Source organism: Burkholderia sp. BE17, from assembly GCF_009362305.1.
Lineage (GTDB): Bacteria > Pseudomonadota > Gammaproteobacteria > Burkholderiales > Burkholderiaceae > Burkholderia > Burkholderia pyrrocinia_C.
The window spans coordinates 156530-177351 of the sequence record NZ_WHNU01000008.1; the positions used below are offsets into that span (position 1 = coordinate 156530).

16 protein-coding genes are annotated in these 20822 nt (G+C 65.0%); 7 read left to right on the forward strand and 9 right to left on the reverse strand.

Annotation, left to right across the window (positions count from 1 at the left end):
• Positions 1-5: 5 nt before the first annotated feature.
• Together GD429_RS09740 and GD429_RS09745 are read left to right on the forward strand one after the other, a co-directional pair.
• Positions 6-932, forward strand: a complete 927-nt coding sequence (locus GD429_RS09740) for a LysR family transcriptional regulator (RefSeq protein ID WP_152856736.1) — start codon at positions 6-8, stop codon at positions 930-932.
• An 89-nt stretch (positions 933-1021) separates the two neighbouring features.
• On the forward strand, positions 1022-2551 hold the full coding sequence (locus GD429_RS09745; protein ID WP_321574501.1) for an amidase: 1530 nt from the start codon (positions 1022-1024) through the stop codon (positions 2549-2551).
• Positions 2552-2698: 147 nt separating this feature from the next.
• On the opposite strand, the gene GD429_RS09750 is transcribed toward GD429_RS09745, so the two are convergent.
• Positions 2699-4999, reverse strand: a complete 2301-nt coding sequence (locus tag GD429_RS09750; RefSeq protein ID WP_152856738.1) for an NADP-dependent malic enzyme — start codon at positions 4997-4999, stop codon at positions 2699-2701.
• Between the two features lie 135 nt (positions 5000-5134).
• On the opposite strand from GD429_RS09750, the gene GD429_RS09755 reads away from it, so the two are divergent.
• Positions 5135-6106, forward strand: a complete 972-nt coding sequence (locus tag GD429_RS09755; RefSeq protein WP_152856739.1) for a LysR substrate-binding domain-containing protein — start codon at positions 5135-5137, stop codon at positions 6104-6106.
• Between the two features lie 211 nt (positions 6107-6317).
• Here GD429_RS09755 and GD429_RS09760 read toward each other — a convergent pair whose 3' ends face one another.
• The 5 genes from GD429_RS09760 to GD429_RS09780 form a co-directional block, all read right to left on the reverse strand.
• Entirely contained in the window at positions 6318-6698 is a 381-nt protein-coding gene (locus GD429_RS09760; protein WP_152856740.1) for a VOC family protein, read from the reverse strand.
• Between the two features lie 103 nt (positions 6699-6801).
• Positions 6802-7647 (reverse strand): GNAT family N-acetyltransferase, encoded by an 846-nt coding sequence (locus GD429_RS09765; protein WP_152856762.1) that lies wholly within the window; start codon positions 7645-7647, stop codon positions 6802-6804.
• A 459-nt stretch (positions 7648-8106) separates the two neighbouring features.
• Positions 8107-9279 (reverse strand): FAD-binding oxidoreductase, encoded by a 1173-nt coding sequence (locus GD429_RS09770; protein ID WP_321574502.1) that lies wholly within the window; start codon positions 9277-9279, stop codon positions 8107-8109.
• A gap of 192 nt (positions 9280-9471) precedes the next feature.
• Positions 9472-10623: a branched-chain amino acid ABC transporter substrate-binding protein gene (locus GD429_RS09775; RefSeq protein WP_152856741.1), complete on the reverse strand. Its 1152-nt coding sequence runs from the start codon at positions 10621-10623 to the stop codon at positions 9472-9474.
• 435 nt (positions 10624-11058) lie between these two features.
• The gene (locus GD429_RS09780) at positions 11059-12087 is read right to left on the reverse strand and encodes a DUF1338 domain-containing protein (RefSeq protein WP_152856742.1); all 1029 of its coding nucleotides are present in this window, start codon (positions 12085-12087) and stop codon (positions 11059-11061) included.
• A 225-nt stretch (positions 12088-12312) separates the two neighbouring features.
• On the opposite strand from GD429_RS09780, the gene GD429_RS09785 reads away from it, so the two are divergent.
• The gene (locus GD429_RS09785; RefSeq protein WP_152856743.1) at positions 12313-13260 is read left to right on the forward strand and encodes a LysR family transcriptional regulator; all 948 of its coding nucleotides are present in this window, start codon (positions 12313-12315) and stop codon (positions 13258-13260) included.
• A 26-nt stretch (positions 13261-13286) separates the two neighbouring features.
• On the opposite strand, the gene GD429_RS09790 is transcribed toward GD429_RS09785, so the two are convergent.
• Complete coding sequence (locus tag GD429_RS09790; RefSeq protein ID WP_152856744.1) at positions 13287-13748, reverse strand: hypothetical protein; 462 nt, start codon at positions 13746-13748, stop codon at positions 13287-13289.
• A gap of 87 nt (positions 13749-13835) precedes the next feature.
• On the reverse strand, positions 13836-15965 hold the full coding sequence (locus GD429_RS09795; protein WP_152856745.1) for a TonB-dependent receptor: 2130 nt from the start codon (positions 15963-15965) through the stop codon (positions 13836-13838).
• Between the two features lie 942 nt (positions 15966-16907).
• Here GD429_RS09795 and GD429_RS09800 point away from each other — a divergent pair.
• Positions 16908-18536, forward strand: coding sequence for an NADP-dependent glyceraldehyde-3-phosphate dehydrogenase (locus tag GD429_RS09800; protein ID WP_152856746.1), 1629 nt, complete (start codon positions 16908-16910; stop codon positions 18534-18536).
• Between the two features lie 73 nt (positions 18537-18609).
• On the opposite strand, the gene GD429_RS09805 is transcribed toward GD429_RS09800, so the two are convergent.
• Positions 18610-19242, reverse strand: coding sequence for a LysE family translocator (locus GD429_RS09805; protein ID WP_152856747.1), 633 nt, complete (start codon positions 19240-19242; stop codon positions 18610-18612).
• 591 nt (positions 19243-19833) lie between these two features.
• Between GD429_RS09805 and GD429_RS09810 the strand changes: the two genes are divergently transcribed.
• On the forward strand, positions 19834-20157 hold the full coding sequence (locus GD429_RS09810; RefSeq protein ID WP_152856748.1) for a DNA-binding protein: 324 nt from the start codon (positions 19834-19836) through the stop codon (positions 20155-20157).
• Between the two features lie 211 nt (positions 20158-20368).
• Positions 20369-20822, forward strand: a 454-nt coding sequence (locus GD429_RS09815) for a hypothetical protein (RefSeq protein ID WP_152856749.1), incomplete at its 3' end; no start/stop codon positions are given.

A 20822-nucleotide genomic window follows, 5' to 3' on the forward strand; every position in this document is an offset into this window, starting at 1 on the left:
CCATCATGAGCGCCCGCATTCTTCAGGAAGCCGCCGTCCGTTACTTCCTCGAAGTCGTCAACACCGGCTCCATCGCCGATGCCGCCAACCGGCTGAACGTCGTGCCATCCGCCGTGAGCCGCCAGATCGCGCGGCTCGAAAGCGAACTCGGCGCGCAGCTTTTTGTACGGCAATCGCGCGGCATGGTCCCGAGCAAAGCGGGTGAAATGCTCGCCGCCTACGCGCGTCGCTCGCAACTCGACGCCGAACAGATTTCGCTGGAAATCGACGCGCTTCGCGGCGAAACCGAACGCACGATCCGCATCGCCTGCACGGAAGGATTCGCCTCCACCTTCCTGCCGCGCGCGATGGCGGACTTCCGTCGCACAGTCGCGCCCGCATCGTTCGAAGTCGTCGTCGATGCGGCCGCCGACGTCACGCAGCGCGTGCGCGAAGCCGAATGCGATGTCGGCCTCACGTTCAGCTTCGGCCCGGCGAAAGATATTCAGGTCGCGTTTTCAGCGCCCTCTCCCGTGTTCGCGATCGTCGCGTCATCTCATCCGCTCGCGCGGTCTGCACAGGTTTCGTTTCGTGAGTTGCTTGCGTATCCGCTCGCATTGCCGGGTGTGCATTCGACGCTGCACAAGCTGATCGATATCTATTGCAGCCGCGAAGGCGTCGCATGCCCGAGCGTGCTCCGCAGCGCGACGCTCGAAACGCTCCTGGGGTTCACGCTCGCGAGCGACGCCATTACGTTCAGCGGCGAACTCTTCGTGCGCCCGCGCCTGGCGTCCGGAGAACTCGTTGCGTTGCCCGTTCCGGAACTCGCCACCGGCGAACGCGCGATCGAAATTCAAACCCTCGCGCGGCGCGCGTTGCCGCCTCTGCTGCAATCGTTTATCGAGCGGCTCAGCGGCGAACTGTCTCCGCCCCCACGCGTTGAGCAAAAGTGAACTGACCGTTCGATAAACATCACTAGCGATCGTTTTTCACGTCGTCTACATTGAGCGGACTCATGCATTGTCGCTTGAAGGACTGTCCGGTGAACGACCGTTACGAACTCACACGTCATAGTGCCGTTGCGCTGCGCGCGCTATTGCAGGCACGCGAAATCTCCGCCGCCGAATTGCTCGAAGCCTGCATCGCGCGAATCGAAAGGCTCAACCCGTATGTCAACGCCATCACGGCGACGAGCTTCGAACGCGCGCGCATCGAAGCCGGTGCGGCCGATATCGCGCTCGCACGCGGCGATGCCGTCGATTCCTTGCACGGCTTGCCGATCGGTATCAAGGATCTCGAAGAGACCGAAGGTCTTCTGACCACTTATGGCTCGCCGCTCTACCGCGCGAACGTACCCGCCCACGACAACACGCTGGTGCGTCGGCTACGCGCGGCGGGTGCGATTGTCGTCGGCAAGACCAACGTGCCGGAAATGGGCGCGGGCGCGAACAGCTTCAATCCCGTGTGGGGCGCGACGGGCAATCCGTTCGATCCGCGCCTGAATGCGGGCGGTTCGTCGGGTGGCTCGGCGGTGGCGCTCGCGCTCGACATGGTGCCGCTAGCCAGCGGTTCCGACACCGGCGGCTCGCTGCGCATTCCCGCGGCAAAGTGCGGCGTGGTCGGAATGCGCACGTCGCCGGGACTCGTGCCGAGCGATCGAAAGCCGCTCGGCTGGACGCCGATTGCGGTGGTTGGGCCGATGGGGCGCACCGTCGACGACACGTGGCTGCAACTCGCGGCGACGGTCGGCCTGTCGGGTAGCGATCCGCTCGGCTATCCGTTCGCAATGAATCCGACGATGGACGGCCGCGCGCTCACCGACGTGTCGAAACTGCGGATCGGTTACACGGAAGACTTCGGCGTGTGCGAAGTGGACGATGACATCCGTGCCACATTCCGACGCAAGATCGAGTTTATCCGTCGCGAGGTGGCCGTATGCGAGCCGATCGAAGTGGGTTTCGAGGGTGCGCATCGCTGCTTCGATGTACTTCGCGCGGAGGCCTTCGTCGCCGGCCTTCAAGAGGCGTATGAGACCAACCCCGATTCGCTTGGCCCGAATCCGCGCGCGAACTATGAAATGGGTATCGGCCTGGGTCTTGCGGATTGCGTGCGTGCGCACGGCGACCAGACGCGTTTGTTTCGCCGCTTCCAGACGCTGTTCGACCGTTACGACGTGATTCTTGCGCCAACGACACCTGTCTCGCCGTTCCCGTGGACGCAGCCGTATTTGAAATCGGTGAATGGCGTCGAACTGGAGAACTACTATCGCTGGCTGTCGCTCACGTACGTCGTCACGCTCGCGACGAATCCGGCGTTGTCGCTGCCGTGCGGAGTCGATCATCGGGGCATGCCGTTTGGGCTGCAGATGATCGGCGCTTTCCGTGGCGATCTCGCACTGCTCGATGCGGCCCGCGCGTTCGAAACGCTCTTCGCGTCGTCCGACGAAACACGCCGCCCGATTCCCGATGCCGCGAAGCTGCATGCATCGGACGTCGACCTGAAGTCCATGGTCACACATCCGCCGGTGCTCGATGCTGTTTCGTCTCCCAATGCATCCGCTTCCGCAGCCTGACCCGAACACGATCGATTCTGCTTACGGCAAGCCACTCGATACATGGCTTCGAGACTTTCCGCTCCTGCGTGAACTCATGACGCTTCAGCTCGGCTGGGTGCGGACAAACGTGGGGGGCCGCGCCCCCCCCCTACAAGACTCTATCAATCAGCCAGCCACACCCCGATTAGCCTCAATCACCGTCAACGCCGCCATATTCACGATCCGCCGCACCGTCGAACTCGACGTGAGAATGTTCACCGGCGCATTAACACCAAGCAGGAACGGCCCCACCGCCACATTGCTGCCCGCCTCGGTCTTGAGCAGGTTATACGCAATATTCCCCGCATCCACGTTCGGACAAACGAGCAGATTCGCAGCCCCCTTAAGCGGCGACATCGGAAGCAGCCGCGACCGCAGCCCTTCATCGAGCGCACAGTCGCCATGCATCTCGCCATCCGCCTCGATATCGGGCGCCTGCTCCCTGACGATCTCCAGCGCCCGGCGCATCTTCACCCCGGAAGCCGCACTCCCCGACCCAAAATTCGACCGTGAAAGCAACGCAGCCTTCGGCGTCAGATTCAACCACTCCATCTGCCGAGCCGCCGCAATCGTGAATTCCGCGATCTGCTCGGCATCGGGATTATCGTTGACGTGCGTATCTACCAGCGCCACCGTCCGCTGATCGAGCAACAGAATATTCATCGCCGCGTACGTAGAAGCACCGGGCTTCTTGCCGATCACTTCGTCGACGAACCGCAGGTGATTGTGATATTCGCCGACCGTCCCGCAGATCATCCCGTCCGCATCGCCGAGCCGCACCATCATCGCGCCGATCAAGGTCAGGCGACGCCGCATTTCGACGCGCGCCATCTCCTTCGAAATACCGTCCCGGCACCGCAGTTCCCAATACGTCGTCCAGTACTGCGGGAACCGCTCGTCGTATTCCGGATTGGTCACTTCGACATCCTGACCGAGTCGAATACGCAGACCGAACCGCTCGATCCGCGCCAGCAGCACCTCCGGACGCCCAACCAGGATCGGACGCGCCAGTTTCTCGTCGACGATCACCTGCACGGCGCGAAGCACGCGCTCGTCCTCGCCTTCGGTGAAGACGATCCGCGCCTTGCCGCCGTCACGCACAAGCTGACGCGCCGTCGCGAACAGCGGCTTCATGAACGCGCCGGAGTGGTAGACGAACTGCTGCAGTTGCTCGACATACGCCGCGAGATCCGTCAGCGGGCGCGTCGCCACGCCGCCTTCCATCGCCGCCTTGGCCACGGCCGGCGCGATACGCACGATCAGGCGCGGGTCGAACGGCTTCGGAATCAGGTATTGCGGACCGAACGCCACGTCGTACGCGCCATAGGCCGCCGCCACGACTTCGTTCTGCTCTTCCTCGGCAAGACCCGCGATCGCGTGAACAGCGGCGATTTCCATTTCGCGGGTGATCGTCGTCGCGCCCACGTCCAGTGCGCCGCGGAAAATGTACGGGAAGCAGAGAACGTTGTTGACCTGGTTCGGGTAATCGGAGCGGCCCGTCGCGATGACGACATCGTCGCGCGTCGCATGCGCCAGTTCCGGGAAGATTTCCGGCGTCGGGTTGGCCAGCGCGAGAATCAGCGGACGCGCCGCCATCTCCTTCAGCATCTCCGCGCTCAGAATGCCGCCGACCGACAGGCCCAGGAATACATCCGCGCCGCCGATGACTTCGGACAGCTTGCGCGCATCGGTTTCCTGCGCAAAGCGCGACTTTGCCGGGTCCATCAGCGTAGTGCGGCCGCGATAGACGACGCCCTCGATGTCGGTCACCCAGATGTTTTCAACCGGCAGCCCGAGGTCGACCAGCAGGTCCAGGCAAGCCAGCGCGGCCGCACCGGCGCCCGACGTCACGACCTTCACCTCCTTGATCGACTTCCCGACGACCTTCAGCCCGTTGATGAACGCAGCCGATACGGTGATGGCGGTGCCGTGCTGATCGTCATGGAAGACGGGAATCTTCATGCGTTCGCGCAGTTTCTGCTCGACCGTGAAGCACTCCGGCGCCTTGATGTCCTCGAGATTGATGCCGCCGAACGTGGGTTCGAGGCCGGCGATGATGTCGACCAGCTTGTCCGGATCGGTCTCGTTGATCTCGATGTCGAAGACGTCGATCCCGGCGAACTTCTTGAACAGGACGGCCTTGCCTTCCATGACCGGCTTCGATGCGAGCGGGCCGATGTTGCCCAGACCGAGCACCGCGGTGCCGTTCGTGATCACGCCCACCAGGTTGCCGCGGCTCGTGAAGCGGTGCGCCTGCAGCGGATCGGCCGCGATCGACTCGCACACGCCTGCCACGCCCGGGGTGTAAGCGAGCGCGAGATCGCGCTGGGTCACGAGCGGCTTGCTGGCGACGACCGAGATCTTCCCCGGGGTCGGAAACTCGTGATAGTCGAACGCCGCCTGCTGTTGTGTCTCTGTCTGTTTCATGTTTTCGGTCCGGGCACGGGCGCCAGGCCAGTCCCGGCGCGATCCTTGGAGGTGATTCTAGGGATCCGCCATAAGGAGATGATTCTGTTTTAATATCGGTCCATCACTTTTTCATGATGAATGCATGACCAGTCAATGACTTTTGACGCAAACGACGTGGTCAGGCGGCTGGGCGCACGTCTGAAGATTCGGCATCTGGTGCTGTTGCTGCAGATCCAGCAGCACGGGTCGCTGACGCGCGTCGCGGAGCACATGGCCAGCAGCCAGCCCGCCGTGACGAACGCGCTGTCCGAGCTGGAGAGCATGTTCGGCACGCCGCTGTTCGAGCGCTCGTCGCGCGGCATGCGGCCGACCGCGCTCGGCGCGGTCGTGCTCGAACGGGCGAAGGCGATGATCAAGGATCTCGATCACCTCGCCCGCGAGATGGAGGCCGTCGCCGCCGGGCATGCGGCCCACCTGCACATCGGCGTGATTCCGTTCATCTCCGGCCAGATGCTGTCGGCGGCGCTGAAGCGGCTGCAAGCAAGGATGGAGCGGCGCCTGACCGTGACGATCCACGAAGGCACCAGCGATCAACTGCTGCTGCAGCTCAAGGATCACAGCGTCGATATCGTGATCGGGCGGGCTTCCTCGGCGATCGATCTGGGCCAGGTGTCCTTCGAGGTGCTGTACCAGCAGCAGCCGCGCATGATCGCGAGCCGGCGTCTTGCTGCGAAACTGGCCCGCACGACGCTGGACTGGAACAAGCTGCACGCACTCGACTGGATTCTCGGCGCGCCGCATACGCCGATGCGGGAACAGGTGACCGACCTGTTTCTGTCGGCCGGCATCCCGCCACCTGTTCCGATCGTCGAAAGTTACTCGTCCAAGCTGATCGGCGAAATGATCGCGTCGAGCGACGAGGCCGTATCGATCGTGCCGGCCGATATCGCGGAGGAACTGGTGCGGATTGCCGGCGTGGCGATCGTGCCTTACTCGCTGGTGTGGACGCTTCCGCCGATTGCGCTGTTTACCCGCTCCGCCGACTCGCGCTCGCCGGCGCGTGATTTGCTCGTCGACGCGCTACGCGAGGTGTGTAAAGAGACTTATGGGGAAGCGCGGCGATGAGGTTTGTCCCAGGCAAGGGACCTGCCGCACGGCCATGAACACTTCATACTCGCAGTGCGAGCGGTCAATCTTGGCTGCTTCTCATATTCGCGCACGCACACTCTCAGTCACGCCAATGTCCACTCGTGGCTTCGAAGACATCCGTCAACCGCTATCGATAAAAGCGTGACGCGAGAGACAGTCCCGCCGCCCAACGCGGCTCGACAGAAATTCACCCCTCAGCCCGCTGACAAACCACCTCGATATTGTGCCCATCCGGCCCGATGACGAACGCCGCATAGTAATTCGCGCTATAACGCGGCCTCAACCCCGGCGCGCCATTGTCTTTCCCGCCCGCCTCCAGCGCCGCGCGATAGAACTCGTCGACTTGCCGCCGATTCTCGGCCTTGAATGCGATGTGAAGATGCGCGGGCTTCTCCGAAGTCTGGAACAGGCACAACGAAGGCTGCCACGGCCCCGGCGGACAAAGCTCGACGCCGTACGAAGGCTCCCCCTCCCCCGCAACCACTACGCCAAGCGGCTCGAGTGCCTTGAGGAAAAACGCCTTGCTCGCTGCGAAATCGCTGACTCCGAATTTGACGTGGTCAAACATGAGTTCCCTCTCGGAAAGTTGGGCCTACCCGCGCCCTGACGTGAAGTACGGATCACCGCGATGTTGCCACATGCAGCCATCGACGGCAGCCCCGTCCGCCCCATCACCCCAGCTCGAACGACGTCACCCCGAACACGCGATCGATCGCGATCGCGGGCGCGTCTTTCGTATACATCCGCGCGGTTTCGAAGACGCTCGTCATGCCGTGCCGCTCCGCCAGTGCGACAGCCGCAGGATTCGTTTCCGGCACGTCGAGCACGATGACCTCGCCGGGCACGCTCGCCGCCAGCGCGCGAAACAGCCCGGTGGCGACGCCTGCGTCATCGGCGAAGAGCGGGCCGATCTTGCAACCCTCGTTGCAGCGGCGCACGACACCGTAGCCGGCGACACGGCCGGCGTCGACCGTTGCGAGCGCAACGGCATCCGGCTGCGCGATCCACGCGGAGACGAAACGCTCGCGCGCCGCGGGGAAACACTGGCGATCGTAGGCAAGCAACTGCTCGAACGGCACATCGGCCGCTGCCGCGACATGCGCGCACCCGATGCCGCCCACGCGGCCCTGATAGCGGATGTTGCGGTACGCGAGCCGGAACCCGGACTTCCTGTAGTTCGCCTGCTGGGCGACGACACCATCGAGACCGATGTTGCGGTCGCCAAGATAACGCATGCCGTGCTGCCAGATTCGCATGCCGAAGCCTTTGCCGCGAAACCCGGGCTTCACGATGTAGAGGCCGATGAAGCCAAAGTGTTCGTCATAGGCGACGGCGGAAAGGCACGCAACCGGCTCGCCGCGCCAAACACCGACGAAGAACCCGGCCGGGTCCGCTTCCCTGAAACAGTGCGAGTCATGCCAGCCAGGGTTCCACCCTTCCGCAGCCGCCCATTCGACCGACATGGCTAGCTCGTCGGCCGACATGGTGCGCACGATAAAGTCTCCGCCTTGATCCATGGTTCGCCCCACTCGCGGCTTTAAAGATCGCCGCCTCGTGTTACGGAAAATGCATCGGGAAAGCGCCGGCAAGCGAGCACCGGCCAATTGACGGAACAGGCCGCGCAATCGTGCCTTAAGCCACCGCTGCCGATCGCGTCATCATAATCCCAAGGGCGGGTATCAGATGCGGATTCAACCCGTGCTGCCGCTGGAGGACCCGTCATCGATCGAAACGGATGATCAGGCAGCGCACGGTGGATGCCAAAAACCTGCCTGCGAACAGTCATCACGCTCATTCCGGTCCGATGGACAGTTAGCTGGCCTCGAATGTCCGAACGGGCGACCGGCAGCAACGAGTCGCCAAGCTCCCCTCCACCGAAATCCACGATAAACGAAAAAAAGCCCGACAAAGTCGGGCCAATAGGTTTGAGACACAAGGAGAATACCGCCCAGCCTACACCGGGCGGTCACGCCGCGCTACACGACGTTCTTTTCGACGATCGGCCGGTTTTCCAGCACTCGCGCCCAGCCGAGCGACGACAGGTCGAGCGTTTCGTAACGCCCGCCCAGAATGAGTTCACTGACGCCGCGCCCCGTTGCCGGCCCTTGCTGCAGCCCGTGGCCGCTATAGCCGTTCGCGAACACGACGTTGTCGAGTTCCGGGTGATACCCGATGATCGCGTTGTGGTCGAACACGTTGTACTCGTAGTACCCGGACCAGCAGTTCTCCACGCGCAGCGCCTCGAATTCCGGCACGCGATTCGCGAGCGTCGGCCAGATCACGTCGTCGAACAGGTCGTGGTCGACCTCGTCCAGCGGCAGATCGTCCGGGTCGCGATCCGGGCTCGGCGACGTGCCGCAGATATACGTGCGCCCTTCCGGCCGGAAATACACGCCCGTCGGATCGATCAGCAGCGGACAATCGGCGAGCTTCGCCGGCGACGACACGTTGAAGATGCTGCGGCGCCGCGCATACACGGGAATGTCGATGCCCATCATCGACGACAGCGTGCGCGTCCACGCACCGGCCGCGTTGACCAGCGTGTCGCACGCATAACGCTCGCCGTCGCCCGTCACGACATGCGTGATCTTCCGTCCATCGCGTTCGACCGACTTCACGTCGGCCGCCACATACCGCGCCCCGAGCGCCTGCGCTTTCTTGCGCAGCGCCTGCACGAGCCCGTAGCCGTCGAACCAGCCTTCGCCGCTCACGCCGTACGCGCCCGACACGAGATCGTCGACGTTCAGCCACGGAAACTTCGCGCGCAGCGCATCGCGATCCATCAACCGGATATCGGCGCCGAGGCTGATCTGCAGCGCATGGTTCTCGCGCAGCGTCGCATCGCCGGCCGGCGTCGCGAGGAACAGGTAGCCGCCTTCGTGCAGATCGATCGACGGCCGGTTGCCGTCCACTTCGAGCCGCTCGCCGATCGTGCGCAGGAAGTCGATGCCGAACAGCGACATCTCGATCGACAGCGGCGTCGAGAACTGCTGGCGGATCGACGCGGCCGACAGCGCCGACGACGATCGCGCATAGGTGGGGTCGCGTTCGATGACGGTCACGGCGACCGTCGGATCGGTGGCGCGCAGGAAATAGGCGATCGAGCTGCCGATCACACCACCGCCGACGATGACGACTTGAGAACTCACGACTGACTCCAGTTGCACGTAATAGACGCGGCCAGCCGGCCGCGCCCGTTGGTTGTTCGTGCCGCGTCGCGCGCGGCGCCGCGCCTGCAGGCTTCCCGGGCGATCGCCCCGGCGTGCGCCGCGATCGCAACCGATCGCTCTCGGTATTTCAGCACGTCCGGCATCGCCGCGAAAGTCCGCGCGCGCTTGCGTTCAATCCGCCGATTTCGTCGTGACGGGCTGCCACGCGGCGTTCTTCACTTCATACAGCGTCGAGCTCGGGTTCTTCAAGTCGCCCGTGTTCGTGAACGCGATCGTGCCGGTGATGCCGTCGTAGCGCGTGCCCTTCAGCGCGCCGTTGAAATCGGCCGGCTTGGTCGAATTCGCCTTCTGCATCGCGTTGATCGCGATCCACGTCGCGTCGTACGCGAACGGCGCATACGCGAGCATGTCGACGCCGTACTTCTGCTTGAATTTCGTTTCGAACAGCTTGCCCTTCGCCAGGCGCGACAGCGGCTGCCCGTATTCCCACACGGCCGCGCCTTCCGCCGCATTGCCGGCCAGCTTGATGAAGTTCGCGTTCATCACGCCGCCGCCCGCGAGGAACTGCGCGCGGATGCCGAGCTGGCGCATGCGCTTGACCAGCATCGCGGCCTGCGCGTCGAGGCCGCCGAAGAACACGAGATCGGCATTCGTGCTCTTGATCTTCGTGAGCTGCGCGCTGAAGTCGACGGCCTTGTCGTTCGTGAATTCGCGCGCGACGATCGTGCCGCCGTTCGCCTTCACGGCCTTCTCGAATTCGTCGGCTTCGCCCTGGCCGAACGCGGTGCGATCGTCGATGATCGCGATGCGCTTCGCCTTGGTCACGCTCGCCGCATACGCGCCTGCGTTGCCGGCGTTCTGCGTGTCGGTCGCAATCACGCGGTACACGGTGCCGAGCCCGGCGCGCGTGATGTCGGGATTGGTCGCCGACGGCGTGATCATCGGAATGCCCGCCTTCGCGTAAATCTTCGATGCGGGCAGCGTCGTGCCCGAATTGAAATGGCCGATCACGACCGCCACCTGCGCGTCGGCGAGCTGCTGCGCGGCCTGCACGCCGGTGCGCGGATCGCTCTGGTCGTCCTGCGACGCGACGACGAACTTCACGGGCTTGCCGCCCACCGTCGTACCCGCGGCATTCGCTTCGTCGACGGCCATGCGCACGCCGTTCTCGATGTCCTTGCCGTACGCGGCGCCGCCGCCCGTCAGCGGGCCGGCCACGCCGACCTTGACGACCGTCTCCTGCGCATGAGCCGCGCCCGTCTGGAACGCGAGGATCGCGGCGGTCAATGCAACGCCGGAAAGCGAACGAATGCGGAACGTCATGACAGTCCTTGTTCTGTGGGTCGGGATGCAACGCGCGACCGCCGCGCGTCGGCGACCTCTCGCGTGCCGGTGATGTCGTCCGCCGCCGGGGCGCCATTCGACGAAGGCGCCGAACCGACCGGCCGATCACCGCGGCTCCTTCTCCGTAGAGCCTTTCACCGCGAAAGAGGTGAAAGGATTGTGGGTAGCCAATACCCGTGCAGCAAACGAATTATCGGAACTATGTTGTGAGGATTTGTCATCAAGTTCCGGTGCGCGTAAAACGCGCGGCCCGTGCGTCGGCGGGCCGGCGACCCGCCGTACCTCGGCCGCCGCCAAACGCAATCGGGCGAGGCGCTTGCACGCCCCGCCCGATCGATTCACGGCATTCGACGCTACGAGTCGATATGCACGCGACAATCATGCCGCCGCCGCATCACCGCCCGCTTCACGCCATCACTTCGCCGCGTTCGCCGTCATCTTGAAGATGCCCTGCGCGTTGCCGGCATCGAAACGCAGGTCGGTCACCCAACGGCGCGCCGCCTGGTCGAACGTGCGCTTGCGCGTGATGAACTCGTAGAACGAGCCCGGTACGTTGCGCTTCACCGTGCCGCCGTCGCGCGTGCGGAACTCGCGCTCGACGGTATCCGCGCGATACGCGGTCTGGAACACGCGGCCCGAGCGCGAGCGCTCGACTTCCGGCTTCATCGGCCGGCCCTTCGCCTTCTCGTCGTCGGACAGCGTGAACACGTCGGCGACGCGGTCGGTCGCATGGTTGAACGCGTTGCCTTCGGTCGAGATCCACGCCATTTCCGCCGATTCCATCAGCAGCGTTTCGTAGTCGAGTTCGTTCGGCAGGTCGTGCTGGCGCGCGAACGCGCCGACGATCTCCGGCAGCAGCGCGTGCGCGGCATCGAGCGACAGCCAGCCTTCGCGTTCGACTTCCCACAGCAGCGCGACGGCCGCCGGCGACAGCGGATCGCGCGACGAGCTCACGACGTTCGTCACGGCCTGCTGGAATTCCTTCGAGAAGCACTCCGGATGCAGTTCGCTGACGAAGAACTGCGCGATCTCGTCCGGTGCGTCCTCGTGCGCATACGCGCGGCCGGTCATGCCGAGCTTGTCGAGCGGGTAACGGCCGTTCAGGCGGAAGCCGAGCGGACGCAGGATGCGCGTGAACGCGGCCTCGCCCGGCGGCAGCGCGCCCGTGTGCGGCCAGCGCACCGTGCGCAGCGCGCCGTGGTCGAAGTAGACCGAGCCGCCGTTTTCGATCGCGTCGGCCGTGTACGCGCGGCCGTTCGCCGAACGCTCGAGCAGCCCTTCGAACAGCGCCATGTTCATCGCCTGCGCGATCTCCGCGCGCGTCACGATACCGTCCTCCCATTCTTCGAGGATGGCCGGCATGTTCAGGGTCGAGAACAGGGCGTCGGTCTTCGCCTGTCCCAGCAGCTTCGTCAGCAAGCTCTCGATATTCGGATTGCGCATCAGGATTCTCGTCTCGGGGGACCGCCGGCAAACGTGCCGGCAACTCGTCGGCCGGCAGCCCTGCGGGCGCCTGACCTTGCGTGGGGAGCATTATTCAAATGGTTGCAGCCGGGCGTAAAGCGAGATTAAATTGACACGTGATGAGTTTTTGGAATTATTGACCGTCCCCGACCCTGCTCGCCGGCCCGCGCCGCGCAGGTCCGTACGTCAGACAAATCGAGCATCATGCGCAAATTCAAGATCCCCAACATGGGCGCACTGGTGGCTTTCGAAGCCGCCGCGCGCCACGAGAGCTTCACGCACGCGGCCAAGGAGCTGTTCCTGACCGAAAGCGCGGTATCGCGGCAGATCGCGACGCTCGAGGCAAGCCTCGGCGTGCGGCTGTTCGCGCGCGTGAAACAGCGCGTCGTGCTGACGCGCGCCGGCAAGCTGTACGGCACGCAGGTGCGGCGCGCGCTGGAAGCGCTCGACCGCGACACGCTGTCGATCATCGCGCACGGCAGCGGCGGCGGCTACCTGGAGCTCGCGGTGCTGCCGACGTTCGCGTCGCACTGGCTGATCCCGCGCATCAAGAGCTTCTACGACCGCACGCCCGACGTGCGCGTGAACATGGGCAGCCGCACCGACCTGTTCTCGTTCGAGGACACCCATTTCGAGGCCGCGATCCACTACGGCAAGCCGACCTGGCCCGGCACGTCGTCCGACTACCTGTTCGGCGAGGAAGTCGTGCCGATCTGCTCGCCCGCGCTGCTCGACGGGCCGGTCGAGCGCGTCGAGGATCTGCTCGCTTATCCGCTGCTGCACTCGACGACGCGCCCCGGCGCGTGGGCGCAGTGGTTCGAGACGCATGGCGTCGAGGACATCCGCACGATGCAGGGCGTGCGCTACGAGCTGCACACGATGCTGATCAGCGCGGCCGCGGCCGGGCTCGGGATCGCGCTCGTGCCGAAGTTCTTCGTCGAGGAACAGTTGCAGCAGCTCGGCCTGGTCGTGCCGTGCGACGCGGCGACAGTCGGCGATTCCGCGTACTACCTCGTGTATCCGACGGAGTTCAGCCACAGCAAGCCGCTGGAGCTGTTTCGCGGCTGGCTGCTCGAGCAGGCGAGCGCGTATGCGGCGCCGGAGGGAGATGCGGACGACGCCGACGCGGAGGATGACGAGGACGTCGAGTAACGCGCCCGCTTCAGGTCACGTTCAGGTCACGGCGCGGCGGCAGCGCACGCGTGCGGCGTCGGCAAATCGGCCGCGACGACCTTCACCAGCCGTGCGCTATCGGGCGTTTCCAGCCCTGGGCACGCGGTATCCAGATCGCGGATCACGATCGTCGCGCGCCCGTCGAACCGGCACACGCCGTTCGGCTGCGCGGCGGGCAGCCGCAGCCCGCGCGTCGCATCGCGCTGGTTCGTGAAAACGATCACGCCCGCGCGTTGCGAACGGTCCGGCAAGCGCCGCGCCGACGCGTAGTCCTCTTCGAACCACACGTCCGACCCGATCGATTCGTCGCCGTAATCGAGCGCGTAACGGCCCGACAACGTGATCGCCCGCCCGACATGCACCGCGCAGCAGTCCGGCTCGGCGTCGGCCGGCACCGGCTGCGCGCCCGCCGCGGCCGAACCGCACGCGAGCAACACCAGACACAGCGCGCGGGCGCGGCCGTTCATGCTCGACACATCAAACGCTTTCCGGATCATGGGCAGTGAGGTGCGGGTCGTCGAAACGAAGACCCGCATTGTCGCGCGGCAAGCGCGTCACATGTGCCACTTCACCGTCGCGGTCAACGTGCGCGGATCGCCGGGCATGTTGTACAGGTCCGCATTGCCGTGCGCGGCAATGAAGTAGCGGCGATTGAACAGATTGTCGAGCGTGAGCGTCACGTCGACCTTCTTGCTGCGATAGCCGGCGCCCAGGTTGAACACCGTGAACGACGGCAGCGTGACGAGATCGCTGGCCGACGTGTAACGCGCCGACTGGAACTGCATGCCGGCCGCCGCATAGAAGCCGTACGGCAGCTCGCGCTTCAGCCACAGGTTCGCGCTGTGGCGCGGCATCAGCCCCGGCGTGTTGCTCGACAGCGCGAGGCCGGCCGCCGTCGATTGCGGCGAACCGTCGACCGTGCCGTTCATGTAAGCGTAACCGGCGTACACCGACCACTTCGGCGCGATCTCGCCGGTGAAGCCCAGCTCCATCCCGCGCACGTGCTGCGTGCCGATCGGCAGCGCATAACCGGGATTCGCGGGGTCGCCGATCTGCTGGTTGGTCTGGCGCATGTCGAACAGCGCGACGCTGGCCGTCGCCTTGCCGCCGAGGTCGAAGCGCGAGCCGAGCTCATACGCGGTGGTCTTCTGCGGTGCGAGCGCGGCGCCGTTCGAGAACGCGCCGGAACTGATCAGCGTATCGGCGAGCGGCGAGAACGACTGGCTGAACGAACCGTACAGCGTCAGCCAGTCGAGCGGTTCGTAGATCAGGCCGACACGCGGGCTCCACGCGTGATCGGTGCGGTCGAGATTGACGTTCGACGACGTGTAGTCGTGGCGGATCTGGTTCAGGTAGTCGAAGCGCAGGCCGGCGAGCACCTTCCAGTGTTCGGTCAGCGAGATCAGGTCCTGCGCATAGACGCCCGCGAGCCCGACGACGGTCGACGCGTTCGTCTTCGCACGCGCGCCGGTCGGCACGCCGGGCAGGATCACCTGCTGCGGATTGAAGAGATCGTAGGTGGCGACCTTCGTCACGTTGTAGACCGTGTCGAACTTCTGCTGCTGCGACAGCTCCAGCCCGTACAGCAGCTCGTGGCGCATGCCGAACAGCGACGTTTTCTGCGTGAGCTCGAACACGCCGTCGATGCCGTGGTCGGTGCGCTGGCGCGTCGACTGGTCGAGCGTCACGACCGGGTGCGCGGCCGTCTTGATCGGCTCGAACGTCACGTAGTTCTTGCGTTCGAGCGAGAAGTCGTACGCGCGGATCGCACCGTGGAACGACAGCGTATCGCTGAAGCGGTGATCGAGCGACACCGTCGCGCTCTTCGCGGAGACGTCGTTGTACGAGCTGTTCGCGGCGTCGGCCGAGCCGTAGAACGTGTTGATCGGCACGTCGACCGGCCGGCCGCGATACGCGGGCAGGCCCTGGTCGGACGTGCGGCGGTCGTGCAGGTAGTCGAATTCGACGTTCAGCACCGTGTTGCTGTCCAGCTTGAACTGCGCGGACGGCGCGATCGCCTGGCGGTTGAGCTGGAACTGGTCGCGAAAGCTGTTCGAGTTCTCGGCCGCGCCGGTGATGCGGAAGCGCGCCGCGTCGTTCGCATTCCAGCCGAGGTCGAATTCGCCGCGCCGCTCGCCGCGCGTGCCGAGCGTCACGCCCACGTCGCGCACCGGGTTCGCGTCCGGCCGCTTCAGCACGCGATTCACGATGCCGCCCGCCGAGCCGCGCCCGTACAGCACGGCCGCCGGCCCCTTCAGCACCTCGACGCGCTCGACGTTCGACAGGTCGCGATAGTACAGCGCGTCGTCGCGAATGCCGTCGACGTACTGGTCCGTGATGCTGTTGAAGCCACGGATCGTGATCTGGTCGCGCTGGCCGTCGCCGACCGAGAAGCCGACGCCCGGCACGTTGCGCAACGCGTCCTGCATCGAAGACGCGTTCTGGTCCTCGATCACCGCGTGCGGGACGACGTTCACCGTCTGCGGCACGTCCATCAGCGACATGTCGGTCTTGGTCGCCGCACGCGACCGGCCCGCGTCGTACGACGCATGCTCGGCGGCCGCTTTGACGGAAATCGCGGGCAAGGTCGCCGCGGTGTCGCTCGCCTGCGCGAACGAAGTGCGGGCGCCGGCCAGCGACGTGGCAATCAGAAGCGCATGGCAAGCGCTCGTGTTGAGTTTCATCGTGAACGTAGAGGGTGGAGAAAAAACGGCGAACGGAAACGCGTCCGGTCGACGCGCGAATCGCGCGGCGCATCGACCGACGGCGCCCTTTCCGTGAACTGGATGGCGCGCGGGGGATCGCCCCGTCGCGCATGCCGGCATGCGAACGGCCGGCGCGGGTGGATGCCGGCCGGCACGACCGGCACGAAAAAAGCCGTGACGTCCCGTCACGGCTCGTAATGGTGCGAAATAATAAACGAGAATGATTCGTGTTTTCGATTAATTTTTAACATGTCGCCTGGCCGCAACGTGCCGGCGCATTGCGCCCTGCATTCCTGACGAATGCCTTTCATTTTCGCGTGGTTGGTTCATTCGCCGGCGTAAGCTCGACGAAAGGATACAGTCGACCGCATCAAGTGCATCGCGCGGAAACGCTCAGGCAGAAGACGGGATTCGGAAAACGACTACGGAGGGATTGGAAAGGATCACGAAGGATCCGGTGAAGCAGGCGGGACGCATTCAAGGTCCGGTGCGCGCCGGACCGGGCAACCCCGACCCGGCGCTCCGGGCAGCCGACCTCGCATCGGCAGCGCGGCGGACCTTCTTCTGTTGTTCACTACGTCTGCTCTCTCAGGCTCGCTTCATTTTTTTCTTCGTCGCGCTGCGCCATTATCCGCCCAAACCAGCCGGAGTGAAACGTTTGCGGTTGCAACAAGCGCGTTATACCGGCCATTCGGCAACAGTCTTTCCGGATGCTTACGATGCATGTGCTGCGATTCGGCAATTCTTGCATTCGTGTCGGCGTTCCTTTTTAATGGAACTGGTTCCAACCGCTGATTCAGCCATGTTCCAGCGTGACGTGTCGTCGTCCGCGCGTCATCATGCCGATTCAGGTTCGAGGATCATTCAGCTCAGGATTCGCATCGCCCGTCCTTCCCGGACACCCCGTCAAACGAGACCGTCATGCCCGATTCCGCCTCCCTGCAGCAACTGTTTCCCGCGTATCAAGACATCCCCGCCGAATTCCGGCTCGCTTCGCCGATTCACCAGCGCGTGTCGCTCGTCGACGGCGAACTTCGACCGTGGGACGGCGCAACCAAGACCGTGCTGTCGCCCGTATGCGTGCGGCAGGCGGACGGCAGCGTCGAGCAGGTCGAGATCGGCAGCTATCCGGTGATGGGTGAAACGGAAAGCGACGCGGCGCTCGACGCCGCGGTGCGCGCGTACGACTCGGGCCGCGGCGAGTGGCCGACGATGAAGGTCGAGCAGCGCATCGCGTGCATGCAGGATTTCATCAAGCGAATGGTCGCGCAGCGCGAGCTGGTCGTGAACCTGATCATGTGGGAGATCGGCAAGAGCCTCGCCGATTCGCAGAAGGAGTTCGACCGCACCGTCACGTACATGACGCAGACGATCGATGCGCTGAAGGAGCTCGACAACGCGAACTCGCGCTTCGTGATCGCGGAAGGCACGATCGGCCAGATCCGCCGCACGCCGCTCGGCGTCGTGCTGTGCATGGGCCCGTACAACTATCCGCTGAACGAGACCTTCGCGACGCTGATCCCCGCGCTGCTGATGGGCAACACCGTGGTGTTCAAGCCGCCGCAGTACGGCACGCTGCTGTTCGAGCCGCTGCTCGAAGCGTTCCGCGACGCGTTCCCGAAGGGCGTGATCAACACGATCTACGCGCCGGGCGCGGTGGTCGTGCCGCACATGCTCGCGTCGGGCAAGATCAACGTGCTCGCGCTGATCGGGTCGAGCAAGGTGGCCGATCACCTGAAGAAGCAGCACCCGAAGTCGCACCGGCTGCGCGCGATCCTCGGCCTCGATGCGAAGAACGCGGCGATCGTGCTGCCCGACGCCGATCTCGACCTCACCGTGAAGGAATGCCTGCTCGGCGCGCTGTCGTTCAACGGCCAGCGCTGCACCGCGCTGAAGATGCTGCTCGTGCACCGTTCGATCGTCGACGAATTCCTGAAGCGCTTCACCGCCGCGCTCGAACAGTTGAAGATCGGCATGCCGTGGGAAAAAGGCGTCAGCATCACGCCGCTGCCCGGCATGCATCGCACGGCCTACATGACGGACGCGATCGACGACGCGAACGCCAAGGGCGCGCAGGTCGTCAACCACTCGGGCGGCGAATTCAGCAAGACGCTGTTCTATCCGGCCGTCGTGTATCCGGTGTCCGAAGGGATGAAGCTGTACCGCGAGGAACAGTTCGGGCCGATCATTCCGGTCGCGCCGTTCGACGACGTCGACACCGCGCTCGACTACGTGACGACGTCCGATCACGGCCAGCAGGTCAGCATCTTCGGTTCCGATCCGGTGCAGATCGGCGCGCTCGTCGATCCGCTCGTGAACCAGGTGTGCCGCGTGAACATCAACTGCCAGTGCCAGCGCGGGCCCGACGTGTTCCCGTTCGCGGGCCGCAAGGATTCGGCCGAAGGCACGCTGTCGGTGAGCGATGCGCTGCGCGCGTTCTCGATCCGCTCGATGGTCGCGGCGAAGCAGACCGACGGCAGCAAGCAGTTGCTCGCCTCGATCGTGTCGGATCACACGTCGAAGTTCATCAATACGGGCTTCATTTTCTGAAGCCGTCGTGAAGCGGGAACCTTCCGCCGCGCATCGATGCGGCGGAGGGTTTCAGCGAGCACCGCGCCGTTTGTCATACGTTCGACGCCAGCAGCCTGATCCCCGCCACGCCGAACACGACGGCAAGACACGCTTCCATCGCGCGACGGCCGCGCACGTACAGCCGGCGCGCGCCGTCCATCGAGAACACGAGCGCATAACCGCCGAACACCAGGCACCCGATCACGACACAGCCCGGCACGACCGCGCCATGCGACGCGCCCGCACCGTTCGACGACAGCGCAACGATCGACACCCACACGAGAATGGCTTTCGGATTGGTCAGGTGCAGCATCGCGCCGCGCGCGTAGAAGCGCGACAGCCGCTGCTCGCCCGCCGCGTTCAGCGATGCCGCCGCCGTGCCCGACAGCGCCGTACGCCCGGACTTGAACGCGAGCCACAGCAGGTACAGCCCGCCGAAGATCTTGATCGCGACCAGCAGCTTCGACCACGCAAGCAGCGCGGCCGATACGCCAAGCGCCGCCACCGTCGCCCAGAACATCGACCCCGAAATGACGCCGAGCGCGAATGCCAGCGCCGCGTTGCGGCCCTGGTTCGCAGCAACCGACATGATCGCCAGATTGCTCGGCCCCGGGCTGGCCGTACCGATGAAATAGGCCGTGTAGGCCAGCAGCAGGTTGGCCGAGAAGAAGGCGTGGACGCTCATGTCGAATCTCGCAGGGGTAATGCGGAGATTGTTGGCAAACGCGCGCCGTCTGCCCATGGACAATTGCGCGGCGAATCGCAGGGCCAGTTCGATGGCCGGCTCATCGAAGCGCCGTTCGTAAAACCGTCTCGGTTCTGAAACACCCGGCGCATTCGCCGCCGGTTTCGCCGTGCAACCGAGGTCGTCCCGCAGCGACGCTTTCCGCCGGCGAACGCACGGCAGACGCGGGCGGAACCTACAAGCCTGCACGTTCCAACCGTTCGCCGGCGAAAACGTGCCGCGTTTTATCCCCGCGTTACGTTACATCCGTGAAGCATTTCGCGTCGCCGAGCCGCTCCGTGCGCCCGGCTTCCAGCGCGCCCCGCCTGTAGACACCATCCTCGGCCGCCCGCGCAACCCAGTCCCGGCGGGACTCGCCGGCCGGCGCCGGATTGCCGCTCGACATTGCTCGACGATCGGATCGCGGCGCTGGTACGGAACCTGCATTCCGTTCCGGTAAAAGCCGCGCCGACGACTCGCGCGGACACAAATTCAACCTCGGGCGCATCCGCGACTACGCCCGAACGATCCGCGCAAGCAACGAGGCCCCTCATGGATGCGCTGCCCAATTCGTCCGACACGGCGTTCCAGCTCTTTCTCGCGAAGGTGCTCGAACAGCCGCTGCCCGACTGGACCGAGAAACAGCAGATGGAACTCGAGATGGCGCGCACGCTGTCGACCGAGATGGTTCACCTCGCCGAAGACATGCGCGGCCGCGCGCCCGATCTCGCGCGCTGCCTCGTGCTGCTCCGCTACGCGAAGGTGCTCGACTTCATGCTGACATCGCTCGCCGCGCGCCGCGACATTCATCCGCAGACGCTGCGCACGCTGTTCCGGCTCGCGAACCTGAAGGTCGACGATGCGTATCCGGCGTGACGCGGCTTGACCAGGCGGCTTGACGAACCGGCTGCCGTATAAGGCACCTCCCGATACGAGCGAATGCGCGCATCGATCGCCGCTGCGATCACGAAGCCGAGCGACGCATGACGCGGTAACGCCGCGCACACGTGCGCTCGCTCGCACACTTATCCCGCTCATCAGCGCCGCGGCCGGCCCCTCCGCGCCAACCGATGTACAATCGCGCGCCATGAACGCACTTCGCCGCTTCCTGCTCCGGCAAGGCGTCGCGCGACAGCTTCTGTGGGGTTTCCTCCTCGTGACGCTGCTGTCCCGCGCGCTGATGTCGGGTGCCGTGATGCTCGATCCGGACGGTCCGGATGCGGGCTCGGTGGTGCTGTGTTCGGGCCGCGGCCCGCTGATCGTCAGCGTCGCCGCGCTGGCCGCCCGCTTCGACGCCAGCGCGCCGATCACGCCGGCCAACGATGCGCTGGCGCTCGTCGATGCGCTCAAACACGACGCGCATGCCGACAAGACGGCGCCCTCCGGAAACGGCGACGGCCTGTGCGCATTCGGTGCCGCGCTGTTCACGGCACTCGCGTCGTTCGTCCTGCTGATGCTGCTGTTTCCCGCCGCGGCACCGCGACGCTTGCGCATTCCTCCCGATCTCCTTCCCGTCGTGCGATCGATATTCGACGATCGCC